Origin of the sequence: Clostridium tanneri, assembly GCF_033659955.1 — a bacterium.
Lineage (GTDB): Bacteria > Bacillota > Clostridia > Clostridiales > Clostridiaceae > Clostridium_AM > Clostridium_AM tanneri.
Map to the genome: position 1 here is coordinate 156,405 of NZ_JARUJP010000003.1, position 23,576 is coordinate 179,980.

Sequence of the window (23,576 nt, forward strand, 5' to 3'; positions counted from 1 at the left end):
TCATTACTTGCAGAATGGACACCTAATCTACAATCTTTATCAGATTTAGGTTAATTTGATTTTTTGAATTTGTTTTTAGTAAAAGACTTAGGGTTATTTTGCTTAGTACTTGCTTTTATTGGTGTCGAGTCTAATGAGATAAATTCGGAACTTATTGCTCCTAAATCTTTGAGTCCAGACACCTGCTTTTTAAAGATTTCTTTAAGGATATCATTAGGAAAATCCTTTATAAATCGTTGGAGAACTGTGTATGATGGCAATGGTTTTAAAATATCAAAACCACATATATGTGCAATCTTCAAGTTATTGTGTAAGAAGTCATTTAAATCTGTTATCATAGCAAGCTTCTCACACTTCATTACTATAAAGGATCTTAGCAGAGCATGACGAGAAAAGCTCTTCGGGCCAAATTTAGATGGCAAGTAGTCTTCAAGTTCTGATAAATCAAGATTCTCAAATAAACTAGAATAAAAGTCGATTAGACTTTGAGGGGGAAATAAGTCTATCAAATTTAAAAGTTCTTGGCGTTGATACAATTGTAAGACCTCCTTAAAATACTAAAACTAATTAGTTTTACCCAATAAGTATATTATTAGTCAAAGTGCTTTTAAGGATACGTCAAAATTTGAGTGATATAGATTTTTGGTCTCTACCGAGCCTTGAAATAAAAAGGCTGTGAGTTATGCTCAAGCCTATATCTATGTTATTAAATAAGGTGTTATGATACAATGAAAGTGAACTCTCCCCCACTTTAGAAGTGGGAGCTTCATAAGACTTAAAAATCTATGCAATCTTTATTCTTATAGGCGTATCCACTTCGCCACTACTGTATAGGACTTGTAAGTCCACAACGCTACTTTTCTTTAATATGTTTAATGCCCCATTAACATCAGCATTTAGACAATACCCAATTTTAGTTTTATACAATCCCCTTTTAATTCTTTTACCACTAAAAACTATATCTGTTGGATTATCTGCATTATATTTAGGTATAGTATCATTATCAAAAAAACTTGCCCTTGAAGTATAGCTTTCTTCTTGTTTTACAAAGTTAACTCCATATAGCCTACAAAGGTATTCTAACTTTTCTTTTATATTTCCAACTGGTATATTAACAAAGTTCTGATTATTAATTTTACCTAAATTACTATCCTTTTGAAGTGTTTCATTATATCCGATTACTAGGTTTCCTATATTGTTTTCTAAGCAATAATTAATGATATATCTACAAGTCTTATTAATATAATCATTTACTTTATTATTTCTGTTGTTTCTTAATATAGACTGTTTTTTAGTAGTTCCCTTAGTTCCTTGTAAGTCCTTTATGCTTTGTAATCTACTATTTTCTTTATTGAACCACTGATTAATAGACTTTAACTTTCTTCCACCTATGATAAATGTTTTTCCTTCATTTGTTACACAAGTAGCAAGATTATTAATACCTATATCTATTGCAAGTGCTTTTGTTTTATCTAAATCCCTTTGAGTTTCAATTACTTCATAAGTGTATTGAATTTCAAAGAACCTTGCATTATCTTTAGGTATTATTCTAATCTCTTTTATTTTTTTATCTAAAAGTATAGGTGGTATTTTAATTTTAATAGGCTCATGAGTCTTTTTATAATTGTTTGAATAAGGAATAACTAGTTCATTATCCTTTAACCTTACAAAACCTATTACAAGAGTTGCAAAACTATCTTTTTTAAGATAGTTAGGTAGTTTAATTGACTTAAAATCATATGTACCCTTTTTTGCAAGTTTAATTAGTCCAAAAAATGACTTAAACACTCCATCTACTTCTTTTAGAATTTGTTGAGCCATGTTACTGTTTAGTAATTTATAATTTTCATTACTTTTACAAATAGCATAGTTCTTTTCATAATTAAGATATTCCTTTTGTTCAAGGTAATATTGTCTTACATTATACAAACCATAGTTATATAGATTTTTAGCAACATGAGATAACTCTCTAATATTTTCATAGTCTTCTTTAGATAGTTTTTTCAACTGTTGTTTTACACATAGATACATCTTTATTCACCTCGCTTTCTATTTATATTATACCGTAATTTTACTATTAATTATAGTATTCAGTAAAACATAACGTTGCAATATACACGCAGGCTTACATCCCCCACCTATAGAGGATGTGGGTGTTACGCCTTATTAGATAAAGTTAATCTATACCGGTACAGTGATTGGAAGGAGTAGGTTATGTATAAGTATTTAGCAGTATCAAATGAGATTGAAAACATGATTAAAGGTGGTAGATATAAAGAAGGAGAGAAAATTCCTTCTATTCGGAGTCTAACTGAAAATTTCAATTGCAACAAAAGTACAGTCATTAGTGCATTACATGAATTGGAAAGAAGACACATAGTTTATTCTCTTCCCAAAAGTGGGTATTATGTTGTGACAGGAAAACCTAATTTAAATAAAGGAGAGAAGCTTACAATGGATTTTGCTTCTTCCGCTCCAGATCCAGAGGTGTTTCCTTATTTAGATTTTCAGCATTGTATAAACCAAGCCATTGATATATATAAGAAGGATTTGTTTGTACATGGTACACCTAAAGGCTTACCCTCCTTAATAGATGTTATACATAAACAATTGGCAAACTATCAGGTTTCCGGCAAAAAAATCAATACTAAAAATAAACGTGTCAAATGTAACAGAGGATTATATTACTAGTGGAATTACTGAAATAATTCAGGAAATTGAGTGTTCACCTTTATAGTGGTATTATTAAATTATCTATATGAAAGGAGTTACAAAGATGGATAACTTAGGGGAATTTATAACTTTAAATTTAGAAAACATTGACAACGAACATATTTGCTGTGCTATATCCGATAAAAAATGTGTTGAGGGATATTTGAAGAAAAAGCATTGGCTGAAGGAGCAAATTCCGAAAGGATATGTATTTAAAAAATTAAATGTTAAACATAAAGTTTTTATTGAATACTGTCCATGGGATATAGCCTGGCTACCCATTACTGCACCAAACTATATGGTAATAAACTGTTTTTGGGTTGCAGGACAGTATGCAGGAAAGGGTTATGGAAAAAGGCTTTTACAGGAGTGCTTAAGAGACTCGGAAGATAAGGATGGAATTGTAGTTCTTACAAGCAATAAAAAGAGGCCCTATATCTCAGACAAAAAGTTCTTTATAAAGCAAGGATTTGAGGTATGTGATACAGCTCCTCCATATTTTGAGTTATTAGTTTACAAGAATAATCCTAACGCCATAAATCCTAGCTTTAATGAATCAGCTAAAGAAAATGTCTGTGACAATAAAAATGGCTTAACAGCATATTATTCAAATTGTTGTCCCTTTACTGAATATTATATAAACACAGTATTAAAAGAACTGGCAGGCAAAAATGACATACCTCTAGAGATTATTAAGATTGATAATAAAGAACAGGTGAAACATAATCCATCACCATTCAGCATATATAGTTTGTTTTATAATGGTAAATTTATTACACATGAAATTTTGAGTGAAGCAAAATTCAATAAAGTCGTAGATGGTATAAAAAATGGCATATACTAATTCTTCCTGTATAAAATATATTTCTGTTAGAAAATCTTTAATATAAAATATTATAAAAGAAAGAGGTATATTATATGAGTAAAACAATAGTACAAGGAAAGACTTTAGAGCAGTGGAAAGAACAGTATCCACTAATGGATAAAATTATTTCCACAGAAGAAGTATTTTGGACTAACCCTAATTATGATAAATTTCAAGATGCTATTAAAAAAATTTCACTATCTGAGAAAGATGTAATGGAAGCAGAAGAAAGACTAAAAAGATTTGCACCCTATATAGCTAAGGTTTTTCCAGAAACAGAAAAAACAAATGGAATTATTGAATCGCCTATTGTTAAAATCCCTAATATGCAGAGCAAAATAGAGGAAATGTTCAGTCAGGAAATTTTAGGACAACTATTACTAAAATGCGACAGCCACCTTGCTATTTCAGGATCAATTAAAGCAAGAGGTGGTATTTATGAAGTTCTAAAACATGCAGAAGAATTAGCTATTGAAAATGGCATATTAACCTTAGAAGATGATTATTCTGTTATGGATAGTGACAAATTTAGAGAATTTTTTTCTCAGTATTCTATTGCAGTGGGGTCAACAGGAAACTTGGGACTTAGCATTGGCATAATCAGTGCTCAACTGGGATTTAAAGTATTTGTTCATATGTCAGCAGATGCAAAGCAGTGGAAGAAAAATCTTCTTAGAAGTAAAGGTGTTACAGTAGTTGAATATGAGTCGGATTATAGTAAAGCAGTAGAAGAGGGCAGAAAACAAGCAGAGGCAGATCCAAATATGTATTTTGTAGATGATGAAAATTCAACTAACTTATTTTTAGGATATGCAGTTGCAGCTTATAGATTGAAGAATCAATTAGAGGAAATGAATGTAGTTGTAGATGAAGAACATCCACTATTTGCTTATCTTCCATGCGGAGTTGGAGGGGGACCAGGTGGAGTAGCCTTTGGTCTGAAATTAGTATTTAAGGATAATGTACACTGTTTCTTTGCAGAGCCAACACATTCTCCATGTATGGTTATAGGATTAATGACAGACATGCATGATAAAGTAGCTGTTCAGGACTTTGGAATAGACAACATTACAGCAGCAGATGGACTTGCTGTTGGCAGAGCTTCAGGTTTTGTAGGAAAGACGCTGAGAGAGTTAATCAGCGGATCTTATACAGCAAAAGATGAAAAATTATATCTTCTATTAAGCACACTGATAGATTTAGAAGGCATCTACTTGGAGCCCTCTGCCTTAGCTGGCATACCTGGGCCAATTGATTTATTTAAAGATGAGGCTGGACAGAAGTATATGGAAAACAATAACTTAAAAGACAAGATGAAAAATGCTTCACATATTGCTTGGGCTACAGGGGGAAGTATGGTTCCCAAGGATATAATGGAAGCTTACTACAAAAAAGGGTGTGAGCTGAAGAACTTTGGTGAACTATAAAAATTATAAAGAACAAGAATAAATATTGGCAGAGAAATATTCTTTGATAAAATTTAAGAATAAAAGAAATAGAATCTGAGGGAAGTCATTTCGACCTCCCTTAATTCATATTTAAGGAATATTATAAGTTGATTTTTCATGTCATAACTTACAATCATACATTCAACATACTTAAATTACTTGTTTAATGGTATCTTACTATCTTGGATAACAGAATTTATAAAATCAATAAAAGTCTTATTTTAAAACACATCTACAACTTTATTATAATTTTCTCTATAAAGCATACGTTGAACATTTAGCTTTAAATCATTACCTGTTCCTATAAACTCTAGAGTTCTAGTTTTGATATTAGAATTTTTATTAGCATTTTCTGGAGTTGTTTTGTTAAGTTGCACTGTTTTGCCATCCAGCAGCATATTTACTTTTGTTAAAATTACGTCTGATTCTGTAGCTAAAGTTACATAAGTATTGCCATTAGCCTCATATATCTTTTTTATTTCTATACTCTTATTTTCTATATTAATATTTTCATTCAGCATATCCTTTTCTAGTTTAAAATTTCTATTTATAATATGCTCAGAGCTAATACCTAAAAATTCAATTTGAAGCTTCTTAAAGTTATTAGGCAAAGGTTGAAAATTATACTTAAAAGCAACTCCATCAATGTTTGAACTAAGCTCAGCTCGTTGGATTTCTAATATTTTTCCATCAGCAATTAATCTTATGTCTAAGCTGTTAGGTGAAAATTTAGCACCACGAATTCTATCTATAGCCAATTCCAATATATTTTTCACCTTTCCTTTAACTACCGTAGTTGTAGGCGAGGCGCAAATATATTCAAGACGAAGATTAACATCATCGGTTCTAATATTTTTCTGTAAGATTTTTTTTATGCTATATCCCATAGCTTTGTTTTTATCTAATGTAAAAGAAATTTTTCCAGTTTCATTTTTACAAATTACATTTAAAACTAAATCTTTGTCAAAGAAAGAAGGTGAATCAAAGGTTGAAGTAAACTTTACTTCTGTTTTTTCATCATTTACATCTCCGTAAGAACTAAGGCATCTATAATCATTAAGTTTTCCCTTAAAATATATATTTAAGGGTTCAAGGAGTTCGTTTTCAATATTTCCTTTAGAATTTTTTATTGTGTAAAAGGCTAAAAGTCTATTATCATCTAGCATTATTCCATCTAAAGTAAATGTTAAACCGTTTTTGAAGGTGAAAGTTTTACCGATAGTTTGACCTTTTCCTAGTTCATTTAGCTTTTTTAAGTTTGAGTCCATTAATTTATCATAGCCTATAAGCTTTTCAGCATAAAATCCTAAGGTATTAAAATTATATCCTATTAGTATTAAAAAGATGAAAATAACTGCTGCCTTTATTTTGAGAGGTCTAGCAATGCTTAATCTTTTGCTCTTATTATTAAGTGCAGTTCTTAGCCTATTCTCTAAGACATCAGGGACCTCTAGTTTATCTAGTTGTAATTTATTTTTCCTTAGTAATTTTTCAATATTATTCACTATTCTTCACCTCTTAAGCTTTCTTTAAGCTTTTTAATACCATTAAATATGCGAGATTTCACTGTTCCCACAGGTATATTAAGCATTTTTGATATAGTTTCATTATCCAAATCTAAGAAATAACGAAGCTTAATTACTTCTTGATATTTTTCTTTTAAATATGATAAGTGTTTTTCTAGTATAATCTGTTCATTTTTTCTATCAAAGCCTTCCTCATAAGGTTCTTCTTTAACTGAGGTTAAGGAAACTATTTTCTTTTTTTCCCTTAAAAGCTTTTTGCAGCGATTTACTAAGATTGTTTTGCTCCAGCTGTAGAAAGCACCATGATTTCTTAATTTGTTTATGTTTTCATATAAAATTATAATTGTGTCCTGAAGTGCATCTAAAGCATCTTCTTCATTTTTCATGTATAAATAAGCCAGCTTATAAAAATCTGTTTTTTCTGCCATTATAAGCTGTATTAAGGCTTCTTTATCACCTTGTTTTGACTTTTTTACTAAAATCTCAATATCCATTTAGCACCTCGATTCTATATCTAAGAGTATTAATTTATGAAAAAAGTTCATTTTCTATATTAAGAATAAAAAAGTTTTACACTATATAGAAACAGATTTAGTTGCACTACATTTACAATAACATTTTTAGGATATTTGTCGCTGATTTTTTAAATAATTTAGTAATAAATAAAAAAATTAATTTTTTTGAAGCGGAAAATAATGTTTAATCGTCTATATTTATGAAGAGTTAAAATTTAATCAGTTCTACTAATAGGCTGAAGGTTTTAAATCTATAAAAATATAGAAGAGGTGGTTAATTTGAAAAGTATTAATTTACTAAAAACAAAATGGTCATTTGTAGTTATGTCCGTAGTTACGATTCTTTTCCTGATGGCAATAGTCCCAACTACAAATCACAAGGTATTAGCAGCAGAGGATAAAACTGCAGCAAGAACAATAAATGTTAACGGAGATGGTGAGGTAAGTGTGACTCCTGACATTGCCTATGTTTCTTTAGGAGTAACTACTGAAAATAGCAGTGTAGATGAAGCTCAAAAAAGCAATTCAGCTACTATGAATAATGTAATTGCTGCTGTTAAAAAAGCTGGAGTAGCAGGTGAAGATATGAAAACATCTAATTACTCCATCAGTCCTAAATACAGCTATGATGACAAAACAGGGAAGAGCACAATTGTTGGATACACAGTTACAAGCAATTTAAGTATCGCAATTAAAAAGATAAATTCTGTTGGAAGCATAATTGATACGGCTATATCTAATGGAGCAAATAACTCAAATGGGGTAACTTTTGGAGTTAGTGATTATGCAAAGTATTACAATATGGCTTTAGTAAATGCTATATCAAATGCTAAAGCTAAAGCACAGGTAGTAGCTGGCTGTATAGATGTGAAGATATCAACTCCAACAAAAATAACTGAGAATTCTAATGGGGTTCCGATTGATTATCCAATTATGTATGATTTAGCTGCAAAGAACAGTTCAGCAGGTCAAGGCATGGCTTTAGAAGTAGGAACATATAAGGTAAAGGCTAATGTCAGCTTGGTATATGAGTATTAAAATTAATTTTTATATTATATAAAGATTAGACAAGCTTATATGGGTGAGAATAGAGAGGGTAATAGATATGAAACAGGGTAGAGAAAAAAATCTCTACCCTGTTTTGGTTATACTCTCTTTTTTTAAGATACCAATGAGTAATTGGTTTTCAATATTTATTTTCATTATTTTCTGATTATAGAATTAAATATAAATAAAAATTTAACAAAGATCAAATTTTTGCATTAAAAATAAGTTTTTGTGAAAATGATTTCACCGTTGATTTTCCATGGTAATAATTTCGAATTAAAATATTTTAAATTTTACTTTAAATGAATAAAAAAATGTGGTAAGCTTAATTTGTCGAAAAAACTCGAAACAAGCAGTCAGATGGTATTATATTTAAAGTTGCTATTTATTGTATATTGTTTCATTTATATCTTAATTATAAGAGGAGGAAAATATTGTGAAAAATCTAATGAATAAGTGGAATCAATTGAGCTTAGTAAAAAGAATAATTATAGGTTTAATTATTGGTATTATCTTAGCTGTAACGATTCCAGAGGTAGCAAAACCAATTGTCATTATGGGTTCTTTATTCGTAGGCGCCTTAAAAGCCATCGCTCCCATGCTAGTACTTTTCTTAGTTATGTCAGCAATATCTCAACATAAGAGTGGACATAAGACCAATATGAAATCGATTATAGTACTTTATCTTTTAGGAACATTTTTAGCTGGACTAGCAGCTGTTGTTGCAAGCTTTATGTTCCCAGTAAGCTTAATACTTGCAGGGGGTGCTGAGAATGTTACTCCTCCTGGTGGTGTGACAGAAGTTCTTAAATCACTGCTATTAAATCTTGTTGATAATCCAATAAAAGCACTTTTTAATGCTAATTATATCGGTATACTATCCTGGGCAGTAGTGCTTGGCTTCGCTTTAAAAAATGCTTCTGATTCTACAAAAACATTTATTACTAACTTTTCAGATGCCTTATCAAAAATGGTTACATGGGTAATAAACTTTGCACCATTAGGAATCATGGGCCTTGTATTTGACGCTATTGCTACAAATGGAATAGCATCTTTACTAAGCTACGGAAAATTGCTTGCAGTTTTAATTGGTTGTATGGTCTTTGTAGCACTTGTTTTAAATCCAATTATTGTTTACTTAAATATTCGTAAGAATCCATTCCCACTAGTATTTAAGTGTTTAAAAGAAAGTGGGATTACAGCCTTCTTTACACGTAGTTCAGCAGCAAACATTCCTGTAAATATGAGTTTATGTGAAAAGTTAGGTTTAGATAAAGATACCTATTCTGTGTCTATTCCATTAGGTGCTACCATAAATATGGCCGGTGCAGCTGTTACAATATCAGTGTTAACTCTTGCAGCAGTAAATACTCTTGGTATTCAGGTGGACATAGGTACTGCATTAATTCTTAGTGTACTATCAGCTGTATGTGCTTGTGGTGCTTCAGGAGTTGCCGGTGGTTCATTGTTACTTATTCCTCTAGCATGTAGCTTATTCGGAATTCCAAATGATGTTGCTATGCAGGTAGTTGGTGTAGGCTTCATTGTGGGGGTTTTACAAGATTCTTGCGAAACAGCACTTAATTCGTCAACAGATGCATTATTCACAGCAACAGCGGAATTTGCTAAGTGGCGTAAAGAAGGTAAGGAAATCGTTATTGATTCAGCAGCATAAATAAAGAAATTTTAAGATTGAGGATTTAAATTTAAAAGGATATAGAATAGATAGTTAATATGACTATTCATTCTATATCCTTTTTATATATTAAAATATATAAGTATAGTTGATGGCTGTAGATTAACCTGGAGAATGTTCTGTTTTTTTAATAGCAAATACATAAAGAAATTTTCAAAACTCCCATTAGACAGTTCTACTGTATTTTTAGCTTTGATTCTATGGAAATATAATATAATTTCACGTATAATGTAAAGGAAATTATATAAAAATCTTAGGCATGATTTTAAGGAGTGAACATACATTGTTTGATTTAGATAGTTGTATAGGTTTTATGACAAATAGACAGTCTAAAAAGTTAGCAGAGGCCTTTAATAATAGGTTGGCACCCTTTGGGGTTACTAGAGTCCAGTGGATAGCTATGTACTACTTAGATAAATATAAATCCTTAAGCCAAATGGAACTTGCAGATAAGATGGATATAAAACCATCTACATTAGCACGGTTGGTAGACAGAATGGAAAGGGATGGATATGTACAGAGGGTTAAAAATGATGAGGACAGGAGAATATTTCTCGTAAGTCTCACAGAAAAAGGAGAGAAATTTTGGAAGGATCTTTTACCAGAAGGAGAAAATATGGGAAAAGTATTTTCTAACAATATTTCTGATGAAGATATGAGTGCATTTATGAAGGTTTTAAATCAAATGGTAAGAAATATTGAATAGAATTATATAACATAAAAAAGCTGTGAGTTTTGCCTCACAGCTTTTCTTTTATAAAGAAAATTGTAAAATTTACATTTTCACTATTGAAATGTTTACATATAATTGCTATACTAATAATTAGCATAGCAATTAATTATTGTGATTGTTATGAGATATATTATTTATAGGGGGAATTGGAAATGGCAAAAGATCCAAGACAAATGTTAAATGAATTTTCAGCAGGTTTAGAAGTGTTAGGTACCACTAATCAAGAACAATTAGGAGCTTTTATGAACTTACTTGGAGCAGCTTACAAGCCAGGTGCAGTTGATACAAAGACAAAGGAATTAATAAGTGTTGCTATCGGAGTGTACAACCGTTGTGAATATTGCATTGTTTTCCATACTTATAAAGCTCTAGAGGCAGGAGCAACTGGTGAGGAAATAATGGAAGCTGCAATGGTATCAGTAGCCTTTGGTGGAGGCCCTACTATGGCATACAGTGTTACATTATTAAAAGATTCAATAGAGGAATTTGAGAAGGACTTTAAATAGTCCTAATTGACCTCACCTATAGGCAAGTACTTATGAATCGGGATGTGTTATCAAATTTTTAGATACTGGAAATGTATCTTTAAAATTTGCAAGCACATCCTTTAGTATAGGTGTAAGTTTCAAAGTGGATATTTTAAAATTTACTTTTGCGGAGGAATATATATGTTAGATATAGTATTAGATAAATTAAATGGACATGCGACTGAAGGTAAAGTGTGTAAAATTCATATAAATGTTGGAGATGAAATAAAATTAGGAGATAAAATCTGTGATATAGAAGGAAAAAAAGGAAGTTCTACTTTTAACTCGAATTTTTCTGGAATCATAGAATCTATTGAAATAGGCGAGGGAGATACTGTAAGGTTAGGAGATGTTGTAGCAAAAATAGAGGGAGTAGAAGCAGCTGTGACTAGTGAAAAAACAGAACAAACAAAAGAAGTTGGAGGATTTAATTACTTCTCTAGTATAATGAAACCTAGAAAAGAAGAAATTGAATGTGATATAGCAATACTTGGAGGAGGTCCAGGTGGATATGTGGCAGCAATTCAAGGAGCTAAACTCGGTGCAAAAGTTGTGCTAATAGAAAAGGAAAACCTAGGTGGCACTTGTCTAAATAGAGGATGTATACCTACAAAGACTTTGGTAAGGTCTGCAGAAGTTTATGAAAATCTACTTAAAGCTGAAGATTTTGGATTATATGCGGACAATGTATCAGTGAATATGAGGAAAGTAATAGCTCGCAAAGACAATGTAGTAGATGAGTTAAGAGGAGGCATTGGATATATCCTTGAAAAACATGGTATTAGAGTAATAAAAGCGGAGGGAAGGCTCTTAGATACAAAAACTCTATTTGCTAAAGAAGGAAATAGAGAAATAACAATAAAGGCTAAAGATATAATACTAGCTACTGGTTCAAAGGCAATAAAGCTTCCTATATCAGGTGCAGATTCGAAAAATGTTATTACCAGTGATGAAGCTTTAACAATGGATACTCTACCTAAGAAGATGATAATAATCGGTGGAGGAATAATAGGAATGGAGTTTGCTTTCATATACTCAAAGTTTGGCGTAGATGTATATGTAGTGGAATACTTCAACTCAATTCTTGCTAATTTAGATGAAGATGTAATTGCAGAAATAACTGCTGCAGCAAGAGACAATGGGATTAAATTATTTACTGGCTCAAAGGTAGAAGAAATAATAGACGGAGCAGATAATCAGTCTATCGTAGTATTTACAAAAGATGGTGAGAAGAAATACATCTCTGCTGACAAGGTGCTTATGGCAGTAGGCAGAACTCCTGTATTTGAAGGCTTGGATATTGAAAAGCTGGGCATAAAGTCTCTAGAAAATAAAAAGGGAATAGCAGTAAATGAAAAACTTCAAACTACTGTGGAAAATATCTACGCTATTGGAGATTTAACTAATATAATACAATTAGCCCATATAGCTTCTCACCAAGGAGTTGTGGCAGTAAAAAATATAATGGGAAAAGAATTGTCTATGGATTACACTGTAGTACCTAGTGCAATATTTACCCACCCTGAAATTGCAACTGTCGGCATATCAGAAAAAGATGCAGAAAAGCAAGGTTTAGAAATAGAAGTAGGAAAATTCCCCTTTGCAGCAAATGGTAAGGCACTTACTTACGGAGAAAGAGCAGGCTTTGTTAAACTAATAAAGGAAAAGAACACAGATATAGTACTTGGAGGAGCTGTAATAGGCCCACATGCTACAGATTTAATAGCTGAAATTGCTTTAGCGGTAAAGAATAAATTAAAGATAGACCAAATTACAGAAACTATACATGCTCATCCAACAACAGCAGAAGCAATTCATGAAGGAGCTCTTGCCTTAGAGGGAGGTTCTCTACACTTTGTTAACTAAAGAGTTAAAAACAAAGATAGTTTTATCATCTTCCTTTGACCCATGGTATAATCTAGCCTTAGAAGAATATCTGCTAGATAATGTAGAGGAAGATGAAGTTATTTTATATCTTTGGCAGAATGCCAATACTGTAGTAATAGGAAGCAATCAAAATACCTGGAAAGAGTGCAGAATTTCAGAAATTGAAAAGAATAAGGGAAAGATAGCAAGAAGACTTTCCGGTGGTGGAGCAGTTTTTCACGACTTAGGCAACTTAAACTTTACCTTTATTTTAAGTAAACAGCTGTATGACTTAGATAAACAGCTAAGTGTAATAATAAATGCAGTAAGAAAGCAGGGTATAAATGCAGAGTTTGTTGGAAGGAATGATATAGAAGTAGAAGGAAAAAAGTTTTCAGGAAATGCTTTTTATTTCACAGACAGAACTGCATATCATCATGGAACTATACTTATAGATGTAGATATAAGCAAGCTCACAGACTATCTCCAGGTTTCAGAGGAAAAGATAGTTTCAAAGGGAATAGATTCGGTACAAGCTAGGGTAATAAATTTAAAAAACTTAAATCCTAATATAACTATAGAGTCTATGAAGGAAAGTTTGAAGGAGAGTTTCGTGGAAATATACCATTCAAATTGTAAAGAATACCTAGTGGAAAAGGATAATCCTAGGTTACAGGAGTTGTATAGTAAATACTCCTCTTGGAATTGGATATATGGAGAATCTCCTTCCTTTGATATAGTCTTTGAAAATAAGTTCTCCTGGGGAGCTATAGAATTATGTCTTTCATTAAAAAAAGCCATTATAGAGAAGGCGGTAATATACTCTGATGCTATGAATAATACACTTATAGCCAGAATAGCAGACAGTATTAAAGGAGCAACTTTTAATATTGAAGAAATTTGTAGTAGACTAAAGACAGTGAACATAGATGAAAATGAAAAAATAGTTTTATATGACCTGTGTAATTGGTTAGAAAGTAAAAAAGAGTACGGTTAATTAGGGGCGTACTCTATCTATATGATAACCTATAGGTAAGAAAAAGTCTATAAATTTATTTTCTTTTATCTTATAATTTTTATTGTTGCAACAAAATTATAAATTGATAGGAGAATAAATATGATGAAGAAGAAGGTAGTAAATATTCCTTTTGGACCCTATATTGCAGTTTTAGCAGGATCAACTGTTAATGGAAAACCAAACTATGCTACCATTGGTGCATATGGAGTTGTAAGTCAAAAACCTGTGCTTTATATTTCTTTAAAGAATTCCCACTGTACAACAGCAGGGGTAGTGGAGAATGGATTTTTTAGTGTAAACATTCCTTCCTCTGAAAATATTGAAAAAACCGATTATTGTGGAACCGTTTCTGGTAATAAAGTAGATAAATCTAAGATTTTTGAATCATTTTATGATGAAGTAGGGAATGCACCAATGATAAAAGAATGCCCTGTAAATTACTTATGCAAGGTAATACAGACTATTCCTATGTTTGATTTTACAATGTTTATCGGAGAAATTGTTGCTGCATATGCCAATGAGGATTGTTTAGAAAATGGAAGACCAGATGCTTTGAAGGTTAAACCAACAGTATTGATGGACTCAGGATACTTTGATTTAAAGAATAGAGTTGGATCAATATTTAGTACATGTAGCGGCAGCAAATAAAAACATAGCAGACAAACTTACCAGAATATAATACTAAAACAAAGAAGGAACTTGCTAATTAGTAGGTTCTTTCTTTGTTTTAGTAGGAATTTTTAAAATTGACGTAAAAAATAGGATAACAGGGCTTGAAAATACAAGGGTTAAGAGTTAGTATGAGATATTATAAGAGATATAATGTAAGCAAAAATTAATTGGGATGATAAAAATGCTTAATTGTGCTCCATAGATATTAAATAGGGAGTTTTATAGTTAGAGGAGTGGAGGAAAAGTAAAAAGCTAGGATATAAATAAAACTATAAAAAGAAAGGAAGGTGAAAATCCTGATTCTTGGATAGTAAAGAAATCAGGTAATTACATTGAGTAATATGGAATTAAGTAAAGACAACTATGAGAAAATGGTGAACTTAACTCCTGAACTGTTATGCATTTCTGATATAAATGGATATTTTAAATATGTAAATCCTGCATGTGAAAAAGTCCTTGGTTATAGTGCAGAGGAAATGAAAAAAATAAACTTTTACAACCTTCTTCATCCAGAGGACAGATTCAAGTTATATAATTGGATAAGTTTCTTCAATAGAGAAACTAATGAAGAGTTAAGCGTTGAATATAGATACATTTGTAAAGATAAAACTTATAAGTGGATTGCTTGGAATGGAAGAATTCAGTGGGATGAAAAACTTATTTATTTTGCAGGACATGACGTAACTGAAAGAAAAAAGATTCAGTTAGAATTAGAAAGCACACAGAAAAAATTGGAGGAAGCACAGGAGTTTGCTCATATAGGATATTGGGAATATGATGTAGTTAGAGAACAATCATTTTGGTCAGATGAGCTATTCCGTATGTATGGATATAAGCCTAAAGAATTCATTCCTAGCATAAGTCGCTTTATAGATATTGTTCATTTAGAAGATAAGTCTTTAATTAAAGAAATTATACAAAACACATTTAAGGGTGAAGCAGGTAATACAGCAGAATATGATATAAGGGTAGTAAAAGCAGATAACACTATAACATGGATTCATGAGAAGGTAGTATGTAATTGTGATAGTGCTGGAAACTTAGCTCGAGTATACGGAATAGTTCAGGATATAACCCAACGTAAATTAAAAGAAATGGAGCTGAAGGAAAGGGAAGAAATGTATAGGAGCCTAGCTAATAATGTACCTGTAGGTATATTCTCCTATGATAAAAATGGCAATATAACCTTTATAAACCCAAAGGTACTGGAGATATTTGGTTTTCCATTAGAAGAAATAGACAAACCTTTTAATCTTTTTACCGACTCTTCACTAGTAGAAAACAGAATTTCTGATACCTATAAGAAATGCATAGAAAGCGGCAAATTAGTAATTGCAGAGAAGCAATACTATTCACAGAGGAGAAAATCTGCAACAATTAGGATACTAGCAGCACCGATAAAGGATGATAATGGAGATGTAGTAAGTGCAATAGCCATTATTGAGGACTTTACGGAAAGAAAGAGGATGGAAACAGACCTCTACAAGGCAAAAGAGCAAGCTGAGGCAGCTAATATGGCCAAAAGTCAATTCCTTGCAAACATGAGCCATGAAATCAGAACACCTATGAACGGAATAATGGGAATGGCAGATTTATTAACACTGACCTATTTAACTGATGAACAAAGTGAAATGATTGATATTATTAAGTCATCCTCTAAGTCTCTGCTTCAAATTATTAATGACATTCTTGACCTATCAAAAATCGATGCTGGTAAGATTAAGTTAAATCCAGAATTAGTAGATATTTTAGGTTTAATAGAGTCAGAGTCAAAAATGTTCCAGTTTATTGCAAAGGAAAAGGGGTTAGACTTTCAAATCGACATATCAGAGGATATGCCAAAGGAAATCATAGTAGATAGAGTTCGGCTTATGCAGATTGTGATTAATTTGGTAGGAAACGCCATAAAGTTTACGGAAAAGGGAAGAGTTATTCTATCAATTAAAAAGCTTAAAAGGGTTAAGAATAAAATTCAGCTTATGTTCTCTATAGAAGATACAGGAATAGGCATTAAAAGTGAAGATATACCAAAACTATTTAACTATTTTACTCAACTAGAAAATTTTTTAACAAAACGATTTAAGGGTACAGGTTTAGGTCTTGCTATTTCTAAAAGGCTTGTTGAACTAATGGGGGGAGAAATTTCCGTAGAAAGTGAATATGGTAGAGGTAGTACTTTTTATTTTACTTGCGTGGTTGATGTACCTAAAAAGGAATCAGATAACTTTACTTTAGAAGAAAGCTTCACTACTCACAATTCAGCTAAGGGTTTAAATATACTCCTTGTTGAAGATGATTATGTAAGCCAGTTAACTATAAAGCTAATGTGTAAGCAAAATAATTGGAATGTAGAGGTATCTGATAATGGTAAAAAGGCATTAGAAATGATGGAAAAGGTGCAATACGATTTAGTGTTAATGGATATTCAGCTGCCTGAAATAAGTGGATTTGATCTAACAAGGATTATTAGAGAAAAGGAAAAGTTAACTGATACTCACCTGCCAATAATTGCTACAACCGCTTATGCAATGGGCGAGGATAAAGAAAAAAGTTTAAGTTCTGGAATGGATGATTTCATTGGTAAGCCGATAGACATGGAAAAACTACAGGAAATTGTAGAAAAGTGGTCAAAGAAGGGTTATAAGAGATAGTTTTGCTAATATAGCTTCAAGTGTTTATAAATCTGTATTTGAAGCTATGACAAAGTAAATTTACAGTTATGAATAAACGTGTACATAATAGGTACTTAGAATAGCATCCTAGTATTTTGGAATAATAAGTCTATATAATTTTATGTTGGCAAAATACTATAAGGAGGCTAAACTTTGGAAAAATTAGGGAAGGAAATTGATAAGGTTTCAAATTATTTATTACAATTAAGATTGGAAATTTGGAGAAAGTATACACTTTTTACCTGGCAATGGTGGACCTTTGTTGCCATATGTATTATATTTTTAGTGTTGTTTTTTGTCATGATAGACAAAAAAGACTATTTAAAAGCAATTGCTTACTTTGGAATAGTGTACATACTAAACAAAAATTTAGATGATACTGCTACTGCACTAGATTGGTATGATTACCGCATGCAGTTAGAACCGATAATTCCAACCTTTTTGCCTGCTAATCTTTTTGTAATTCCAGTAAGTTTAAGTATAGTATATGAACGGTGTAAAAGCTGGGGGAATTTTACTATAATCACAGCATTATTTGCAGGGTTTGTTTCTTATGGTGCACTTCCCTTAGCCAAAGTTGCAGGTATATATAAAACAAAGTTATGGAACTCACATCTGTCATTTATAAGCTTGTTCTTAATTGCAACTATAGCCAAACTACTGATAGATAAAGCAGAAATCCTTTATGAAAAAGGAAGACAATATTAATTATAAAGTATATAAAAATATACCTCACCGGAATATTAAAAAATTTAAAGGTTTAAATAGAAAAAGAAGACATACCTCTATTTCTGGCTGCTATAATTTCGTTAAGAGGTATGTCCTAGATCAGCAGGCTTCTTCATTATTTATAGACTTATACTATTGTTCATCATCGTTAGTAAATCTATGATAATTATTTTTTTGTATAAATTCAAGAATCACTGGCATGTTTTCACTTACAATACCGTAATTTTCACTTATTACTTTTTCAGCTTTCTTTAGGCATCTAAAATACATTTCATCACAGGATTCTAAGGAGGAGCTTTCAATATTGCAGGCTTTGAAAACTTCACAGCCCTGGAATGGGTTAGCTGTTCCGATATATAATTGATCACAGCTGTCTACATAGAGTATTCTTCCGCCATAGTTATTTGGGTTGTAAATTCCCCTAAGAACTACAGGCTTAAAGTGAACCCCGTCTTCAGATACATATAAATCGAATCCAATAGGATATTTAATGGCTCTCAATATTTCTACTACGCTCCTATATACATCTATTAATTTATTTACTACTCTGGCACCTATTAGATATTCTAAAGCAAGTCTGTTTGCTAAAAGTGTATTTAGTATTACTTCCATATTACTAGAATCATCAAAAGTACTTATCAGCAGCTTATTTTCATATTCTTGTATCTGCCAAGCGTATACATTGAAAGGATTGTTAAAACCAGATCCAAGCCCCGATAGGCTTCTACGTTGTTCTGCTTCTGGTGAAGTTAAAGATATTAGTGGATTTCCACCTACTATCAGTTGCCAGTTATCATGTTTATCAATTCTTATAATATCGCATCCCATAGGAATAAACCAAGCCAATGGCAATTGTTTTGTGCCGCTTACATAAAGATAATCTTTAAATACACCAATACTTAGAGAATACTTATTTGCAGGATTTCCAAAACCTTTATTAACTATAAGTGTCCAGTCATTTAATTTTGGCTCTGCTCCATTTGTTCTCCAAACTTGAACTCCATCGGAATTACTTGTAGCAACATATATTTTGTTGTTAAATACTGCCATATTGCTTATTGATCCTCTTGGATTTTTGTCAGGATCAAAGCCTGGTGCATTATAGTCTATAACAGGCTCCCAAGGATAAAACTCGGGATCTTCACTGCTATATAACAGAGGGATTGGACTTGGGCTTGACTCATTTATAGTAGCTACATATACTTTCCCCTTTTGTACTATCATTGCTCTTGAGGAAGTACCTTGCAAAACACTATCAGGCAATATAGACCAGTTAACACCGTTAGTACTTTTTAGTATTTGCACTCTTCTTCCGAAGGCTGCAGCATAGATGCAGGGGCTTCCGCAAAAAGGTTTATGCTGAATCATAAATCTAAAACCGGAAATGTCGGAACCTATTGGAGCTTTATAAACCTTTTGCCATGGAAGTTTTCCATCCTTTTTATATCTCCATATTTCAGCTAGGTTATCCACAGGGTCTGGATTTATTAATACAGGAATTTGGGTGTTCTCATTAATAGATTTGATAACATTCAATAGTATATTCCTGCCAGTGCCTACATAAATATAGTCTCCTAACTCACTCATGGACCATGCATAATTGTTTTGTCTTGCATTATTAAGATTGTCATAATCAAAACCATTTACTTTGGTTAAGTTGTAAAAGCTAGGCATTTTAATTCCCCCGTTTACTTTTATTAAAGCCTTATTTCACTAATAACATATGTATAATTAATAACAGTGTTACTAAATTTCAAATGATTTCTTAGGGAAAATGCACCGCTAATTTCAATTAAAGTAAGTTCCACTTAAGTTAGGGGAAGCATGTAATGGTATAGTATTAATATGTAATTTACTCATTTAACTATAGGAATAATATCCCTGTTAATGATATAGTTGAAATATAAATAAAATGACTTAGTTTATTTTATATTGGAGTGAAATGTAAAGATTTTTTATAAAATTTAAGAAAAGGAGATTTACCAGATGATTTATAATATGGATTTTAAACCGGTGGTAAAGGAAATTTCTTTGCAGCAGGGAGATGGGGTACAGTATGCCTCTCATGTTTCAGAAATAATTGATGAAGTAATTACTAATTTTATTATTCATTTAAGTGAGGTTCAAGAAACTAAAATTGATGACGAAGAATTACTTTATAACCAGGCATCTAAAGTAATAGAACAGTGGTTGAACTTTATGAGAGAAGAGGTTAACAATAAAAATCAGTCTGTTACCTGGGCGAAAAATGTCCTTATTCTTTTAGCTAAAACCTTAGACTCAGTGAAAGGTTGGCATCCTCATATTATGATATTAGATAAGCAGCTAAAGTCTATACTGCCAAAGCATTATAAATTTGATAAATAGTATAATAACCTTCATCAATTTAAAACTATAGCCTACTAAAGGCCTAGTGGGCTGCAGTGCTTTGCTGAAAATTATGTTAATAGTATAGTTAAGTCTAATAATGAAAAGTTATGGAATAAAATATTGACAAAAGCAAAAATTAGTAATATAATCTGTGGTAAACTAAATAACAAATTCATTGAAAAGAAGAGTACTTTTTAAAAGACCTTAATATTTCAGCGAGCAGGGATGGTGGAAGCCTGTAGGGTATATAAAAAGGAAGAGAGCCTTGGAGAAGCCTGTGAAAAAATTTATTATTAAATCACAAGCAGGACGTTAACTGCGTTAAAGTTTTGAGTGGATTAAGGATATAACCTTATCAAAAAGAGTGGTACCGCGGATATAACCCGTCTCTGTATTTAACAGAAGGCAGGTTTTTTTGTTTTTAAACAAATACTAAAGACAAAATTAATAACTGAAAGTTAGCAAATAAATTACAAGCTGTTAGCTATTCGTAATTTTTAAATGGAGGGATAACATTGGATTATAAAAAATTAGTTGCAGAGAGAATAAAAGAAAACGTAGACTTAGAGTTAGATACTATTGAAAAGCTTATTGAGATTCCACCAAAGGCTGAGATGGGTGACTATGCATTTCCTTGTTTTCAGTTGTCAAAAGCTCTAAGAAAAGCACCAAACATGATATCAGAGGAGCTTAAAGGAAAAATAAATAAAGAGGGCTTTGAAAAGGTAGAGAATTTAGGACCATACCTAAACTTCTTTGTAGATAAAACAGATTTTACAAAAAATACTATAGAAAAGGTGTTAGCTGAGGGAGATAGCTATGGCTCATCAAATATAGGAACTGGTAAAAACATATGTGTTGAATATTCATCACCTAATATAGCAAAGCCATTTCATGTAGGTCATCTATTTACTACAGTTATAGGTAAATCTCTATATCAAATACTTTCTAGTCAGGGATATAATTGCGTAAGAATAAATCATTTAGGAGATTGGGGAACTCAATTTGGAAAGCTAATATCTGCCTATAAGAGATGGGGTAATGAAGAAGCTCTAGAAAAGGACCCAATAAAAGAACTTCTTAGAATTTATGTTAAGTTCCATGATGAGGCAGAGAAAGATTCAGCCTTAGAAGATGAAGGAAGAATGTATTTTAAGAATCTTGAAGAAGGAAAAGAAGAAGAGGTAGCACTATGGCAAAGATTTAAAGATCTAAGCTTAAAGGAGTTTAAGAAAGTTTATGATACTCTAGGAGTAGAGTTTGATTCCTATGCTGGTGAAAGCTTCTATTCAGATAAGATGGATGAAGTTGTAGAAGAAATAGATAGTAAAGGCTTATTAGTTGAAAGTAATGGTGCAAAGGTTGTAATGCTTGATGAGTACAACATGCCTCCTTGTATTGTAAAGAAGGCGGATGGTGCTACTATATATGCTACCCGTGATTTAGCTGCAGCTATGTACAGAAAGAAAACTTATGATTTTGATAAAAGTATATATGTAGTTGGAACAGACCAATCTCTTCACTTTAAACAGGTATTTACTACTATAAAGCTCATGGGACATGAGTGGGCAGATTCCTGTAAGCATATACCTTTTGGCCTTGTAAGATTTGCGGATAAAAAGTTATCTACAAGAAAGGGAGACGTTATCTTCCTTGAAGATTTATTAAATGAATCTGTAGAAAAAACGTTGCAGGTAATAAATGAAAAAAATCCTAATCTTGAAGATAAGGAAGAAGTAGCTAAGAAGGTAGGTATTGGTGCTATAGTATTTACTTATTTAAAGAACAGCAGAGAAAAGGATATAGTATTTGATTGGAATGAGATGCTCAGCTTTGATGGGGAAACAGGACCATATGTTCAGTATAGTTATGCTAGAGGAAAGAGTATACTTAGAAAAGCAGGAGAAGTTAGCGGAGAAGTTGATTATAGCAAGTTAAATTCTAAGGAAGAGTTTGAGTTAGCTAAATCCCTTGACGGTTTTAATAAGGCTGTATTAAATGCTATAGAAAGATTAGAACCTTTTGTGGTAACAAGATATATAATAGAAGTAGCTAAGGGATTTAATAAATTCTACAATGCCTGCAGTATAATGAATGCAGAAGATGAGGAAATAAAGAAAGCTAGATTAAAGCTTGTAGAGGCTGTTTGTCAGGTACTAAAAAATGGCTTAAAGTTAATAGGGTTAGAAACAGTAGAAAAAATGTAGAGCTTATAATAATAAAGGCAGTGAACTTAGCTTCATTGCCTTTTTATAGTGTTTGCAAATTCAAATCATTATTATATAATAAAAGGTATAGTAAATGTAAGCTGTATAAAGAATAATTTGGAGGACGATAAATGCTTATTAGAGAATATACTGACTTTGTTGATATAGATATAAATATATTCAATAGATATGAGATGAAGAGTGTTGCCTATTATGATATAGAAACTACAGGATTTGATAAAGAGGAAGACAATGTAATACTTGTATCTCTTGGAAGATTTATAGATGAGAAAAACTTTTCCATCAAGCAATATTTTGCAGAGTCTTTAGAAGATGAGAATGATATTTTATATGAGTTTGGATTAGATTTAAAAGGTTACAATAAATGGTGTTCTTATAATGGCATAGCCTTTGATGAACCCTTTATTAAGAGAAGAATGGAAAAAAGCAGTATATACTTTCAACCACCTCAGTTTCATATAGATTTGTACAGATTAATAAGACCTTACTATAAGCAGTTGGGTATGGAAAGGTGTAACCTTAAGACTGTAGAGAAACACATAGGAATAGATAGAGAAGATCAAATTGACGGTGGAATAAGTGTAGATATGTATAAGGAATTTTTGGTTACCTTTAATGAAGAACTAAAAGATACTATAATGCTTCATAACTATGAAGATGTTTTAAATTTACCTAAGATACATGAGTATATTTATAAAGTTGAAAATAATGACAAGTTGACTAGAGAAGATAGAATTACAGAAAAGCAGCTAAGATATTTAAAGACTTTAGTGAAAAAGAATAATATACTTTTGGACGTTGAGTTAGATAGAATATCTAAAAAGGCCGCTTCCAGAATAATTGATCATATCTTAAAGGGTTGTAGAGATCATGATCAGATTGAAAGTATAATTAGCAATAGCTATTAACAGTAATTACTGTTAATAGCTATTGCTATATTGGCATTTTAGGC

Annotated in this window: 20 protein-coding genes and 1 other annotated feature; of the genes, 15 read left to right on the forward strand and 5 right to left on the reverse strand. The window is 31.6% G+C overall.

From position 1 onward, the window contains the following. Nucleotides 1-50 precede the first annotated feature (50 nt). Both P8V03_RS04165 and P8V03_RS04170 read right to left on the reverse strand, forming a co-directional pair. Complete coding sequence (locus tag P8V03_RS04165) at nucleotides 51-536, reverse strand: transposase (RefSeq protein WP_318796881.1); 486 nt, start codon at nucleotides 534-536, stop codon at nucleotides 51-53. Nucleotides 537-783: 247 nt separating this feature from the next. Beyond that, nucleotides 784-2,031, reverse strand: a complete 1,248-nt coding sequence (locus tag P8V03_RS04170) for an RNA-guided endonuclease InsQ/TnpB family protein (protein ID WP_318796882.1) — start codon at nucleotides 2,029-2,031, stop codon at nucleotides 784-786. Nucleotides 2,032-2,214: 183 nt separating this feature from the next. Here P8V03_RS04170 and P8V03_RS04175 point away from each other — a divergent pair, with 183 nt between their 5' ends. From P8V03_RS04175 to dsdA, 3 genes are all read left to right on the forward strand, one after another. Next, complete coding sequence (locus P8V03_RS04175; protein ID WP_346432498.1) at nucleotides 2,215-2,691, forward strand: GntR family transcriptional regulator; 477 nt, start codon at nucleotides 2,215-2,217, stop codon at nucleotides 2,689-2,691. 85 nt (nucleotides 2,692-2,776) lie between these two features. Further along, nucleotides 2,777-3,556 carry a GNAT family N-acetyltransferase gene (locus P8V03_RS04180; RefSeq protein WP_318796883.1) on the forward strand — a complete coding sequence of 260 codons (780 nt, stop codon included), beginning with the start codon at nucleotides 2,777-2,779 and terminating at the stop codon, nucleotides 3,554-3,556. Between the two features lie 74 nt (nucleotides 3,557-3,630). Then, a complete protein-coding gene (gene dsdA / locus P8V03_RS04185) occupies nucleotides 3,631-5,004 on the forward strand; it encodes a D-serine ammonia-lyase (protein ID WP_318796884.1) in 1,374 nt (457 codons plus the stop codon). A 242-nt stretch (nucleotides 5,005-5,246) separates the two neighbouring features. On the opposite strand, the gene P8V03_RS04190 is transcribed toward dsdA, so the two are convergent. Next, nucleotides 5,247-6,530: a DUF4179 domain-containing protein gene (locus P8V03_RS04190; RefSeq protein ID WP_318796885.1), complete on the reverse strand. Its 1,284-nt coding sequence runs from the start codon at nucleotides 6,528-6,530 to the stop codon at nucleotides 5,247-5,249. Then, nucleotides 6,530-7,045 carry an RNA polymerase sigma factor gene (locus tag P8V03_RS04195; protein WP_318796886.1) on the reverse strand — a complete coding sequence of 172 codons (516 nt, stop codon included), beginning with the start codon at nucleotides 7,043-7,045 and terminating at the stop codon, nucleotides 6,530-6,532. Before P8V03_RS04195 ends, P8V03_RS04190 begins: the two co-directional genes overlap by 1 nt. Before the next feature lie 291 nt (nucleotides 7,046-7,336). Here P8V03_RS04195 and P8V03_RS04200 point away from each other — a divergent pair, with 291 nt between their 5' ends. The 9 genes from P8V03_RS04200 to P8V03_RS04240 all read left to right on the forward strand — a co-directional run bounded on the left by P8V03_RS04200 (nucleotide 7,337) and on the right by P8V03_RS04240 (nucleotide 18,005). Further along, the gene (locus tag P8V03_RS04200) at nucleotides 7,337-8,104 is read left to right on the forward strand and encodes an SIMPL domain-containing protein (RefSeq protein WP_318796887.1); all 768 of its coding nucleotides are present in this window, start codon (nucleotides 7,337-7,339) and stop codon (nucleotides 8,102-8,104) included. Nucleotides 8,105-8,549: 445 nt separating this feature from the next. Further along, a complete protein-coding gene (sstT, locus tag P8V03_RS04205; RefSeq protein ID WP_318796888.1) occupies nucleotides 8,550-9,788 on the forward strand; it encodes a serine/threonine transporter SstT in 1,239 nt (412 codons plus the stop codon). Between the two features lie 304 nt (nucleotides 9,789-10,092). Continuing rightward, nucleotides 10,093-10,515, forward strand: coding sequence for a MarR family winged helix-turn-helix transcriptional regulator (locus P8V03_RS04210; protein ID WP_261672404.1), 423 nt, complete (start codon nucleotides 10,093-10,095; stop codon nucleotides 10,513-10,515). Nucleotides 10,516-10,694: 179 nt separating this feature from the next. After that, nucleotides 10,695-11,048 (forward strand): carboxymuconolactone decarboxylase family protein, encoded by a 354-nt coding sequence (locus P8V03_RS04215; protein WP_318796889.1) that lies wholly within the window; start codon nucleotides 10,695-10,697, stop codon nucleotides 11,046-11,048. Between the two features lie 162 nt (nucleotides 11,049-11,210). After that, nucleotides 11,211-12,935 (forward strand): dihydrolipoyl dehydrogenase, encoded by a 1,725-nt coding sequence (gene lpdA, locus P8V03_RS04220; RefSeq protein ID WP_318796890.1) that lies wholly within the window; start codon nucleotides 11,211-11,213, stop codon nucleotides 12,933-12,935. Continuing rightward, nucleotides 12,925-13,932, forward strand: coding sequence for a lipoate--protein ligase (gene lplA, locus P8V03_RS04225; RefSeq protein ID WP_318796891.1), 1,008 nt, complete (start codon nucleotides 12,925-12,927; stop codon nucleotides 13,930-13,932). The genes lpdA and lplA overlap by 11 nt, the downstream gene beginning before the upstream one ends. Nucleotides 13,933-14,052: 120 nt before the next feature. Continuing rightward, the gene (locus tag P8V03_RS04230) at nucleotides 14,053-14,601 is read left to right on the forward strand and encodes a flavin reductase family protein (protein WP_318796892.1); all 549 of its coding nucleotides are present in this window, start codon (nucleotides 14,053-14,055) and stop codon (nucleotides 14,599-14,601) included. 365 nt (nucleotides 14,602-14,966) lie between these two features. Continuing rightward, nucleotides 14,967-17,276: a PAS domain S-box protein gene (locus P8V03_RS04235; RefSeq protein WP_318796926.1), complete on the forward strand. Its 2,310-nt coding sequence runs from the start codon at nucleotides 14,967-14,969 to the stop codon at nucleotides 17,274-17,276. 174 nt (nucleotides 17,277-17,450) lie between these two features. Continuing rightward, nucleotides 17,451-18,005 (forward strand): hypothetical protein, encoded by a 555-nt coding sequence (locus tag P8V03_RS04240; RefSeq protein WP_318796893.1) that lies wholly within the window; start codon nucleotides 17,451-17,453, stop codon nucleotides 18,003-18,005. Between the two features lie 153 nt (nucleotides 18,006-18,158). Here the strand turns inward: P8V03_RS04240 and P8V03_RS04245 are convergent, their stop codons facing one another. After that, nucleotides 18,159-19,700, reverse strand: coding sequence for a hypothetical protein (locus tag P8V03_RS04245; protein ID WP_318796894.1), 1,542 nt, complete (start codon nucleotides 19,698-19,700; stop codon nucleotides 18,159-18,161). 312 nt (nucleotides 19,701-20,012) lie between these two features. Here P8V03_RS04245 and P8V03_RS04250 point away from each other — a divergent pair, with 312 nt between their 5' ends. The 3 genes from P8V03_RS04250 (at nucleotide 20,013) to P8V03_RS04260 (ending at nucleotide 23,532) form a co-directional block, all read left to right on the forward strand. After that, nucleotides 20,013-20,393 carry a hypothetical protein gene (locus tag P8V03_RS04250; RefSeq protein WP_318796895.1) on the forward strand — a complete coding sequence of 127 codons (381 nt, stop codon included), beginning with the start codon at nucleotides 20,013-20,015 and terminating at the stop codon, nucleotides 20,391-20,393. A gap of 169 nt (nucleotides 20,394-20,562) precedes the next feature. Then, nucleotides 20,563-20,790: a binding site (T-box leader), on the forward strand. A 121-nt stretch (nucleotides 20,791-20,911) separates the two neighbouring features. Beyond that, a complete protein-coding gene (argS, locus tag P8V03_RS04255; RefSeq protein WP_318796896.1) occupies nucleotides 20,912-22,603 on the forward strand; it encodes an arginine--tRNA ligase in 1,692 nt (563 codons plus the stop codon). 131 nt (nucleotides 22,604-22,734) lie between these two features. Beyond that, complete coding sequence (locus P8V03_RS04260) at nucleotides 22,735-23,532, forward strand: ribonuclease H-like domain-containing protein (protein ID WP_261672394.1); 798 nt, start codon at nucleotides 22,735-22,737, stop codon at nucleotides 23,530-23,532. The last annotated feature ends 44 nt before the right edge of the window (nucleotides 23,533-23,576 follow it).

Coding starts and splice junctions, on each gene's coding strand:
- P8V03_RS04170 (WP_318796882.1), bottom strand. CDS start 2,031: ATGTATCTATGTGTAAAACAACAGTTGAAAAAACTATCTAAAGAAGAC.
- P8V03_RS04175 (WP_346432498.1), top strand. CDS start 2,215: ATGTATAAGTATTTAGCAGTATCAAATGAGATTGAAAACATGATTAAA.
- P8V03_RS04180 (WP_318796883.1), top strand. CDS start 2,777: ATGGATAACTTAGGGGAATTTATAACTTTAAATTTAGAAAACATTGAC.
- dsdA (WP_318796884.1), top strand. CDS start 3,631: ATGAGTAAAACAATAGTACAAGGAAAGACTTTAGAGCAGTGGAAAGAA.
- P8V03_RS04195 (WP_318796886.1), bottom strand. CDS start 7,045: ATGGATATTGAGATTTTAGTAAAAAAGTCAAAACAAGGTGATAAAGAA.
- P8V03_RS04215 (WP_318796889.1), top strand. CDS start 10,695: ATGGCAAAAGATCCAAGACAAATGTTAAATGAATTTTCAGCAGGTTTA.
- lpdA (WP_318796890.1), top strand. CDS start 11,211: ATGTTAGATATAGTATTAGATAAATTAAATGGACATGCGACTGAAGGT.
- P8V03_RS04230 (WP_318796892.1), top strand. CDS start 14,053: ATGATGAAGAAGAAGGTAGTAAATATTCCTTTTGGACCCTATATTGCA.
- P8V03_RS04235 (WP_318796926.1), top strand. CDS start 14,967: ATGGAATTAAGTAAAGACAACTATGAGAAAATGGTGAACTTAACTCCT.
- P8V03_RS04245 (WP_318796894.1), bottom strand. CDS start 19,700: ATGCCTAGCTTTTACAACTTAACCAAAGTAAATGGTTTTGATTATGAC.
- P8V03_RS04250 (WP_318796895.1), top strand. CDS start 20,013: ATGATTTATAATATGGATTTTAAACCGGTGGTAAAGGAAATTTCTTTG.
- P8V03_RS04260 (WP_261672394.1), top strand. CDS start 22,735: ATGCTTATTAGAGAATATACTGACTTTGTTGATATAGATATAAATATA.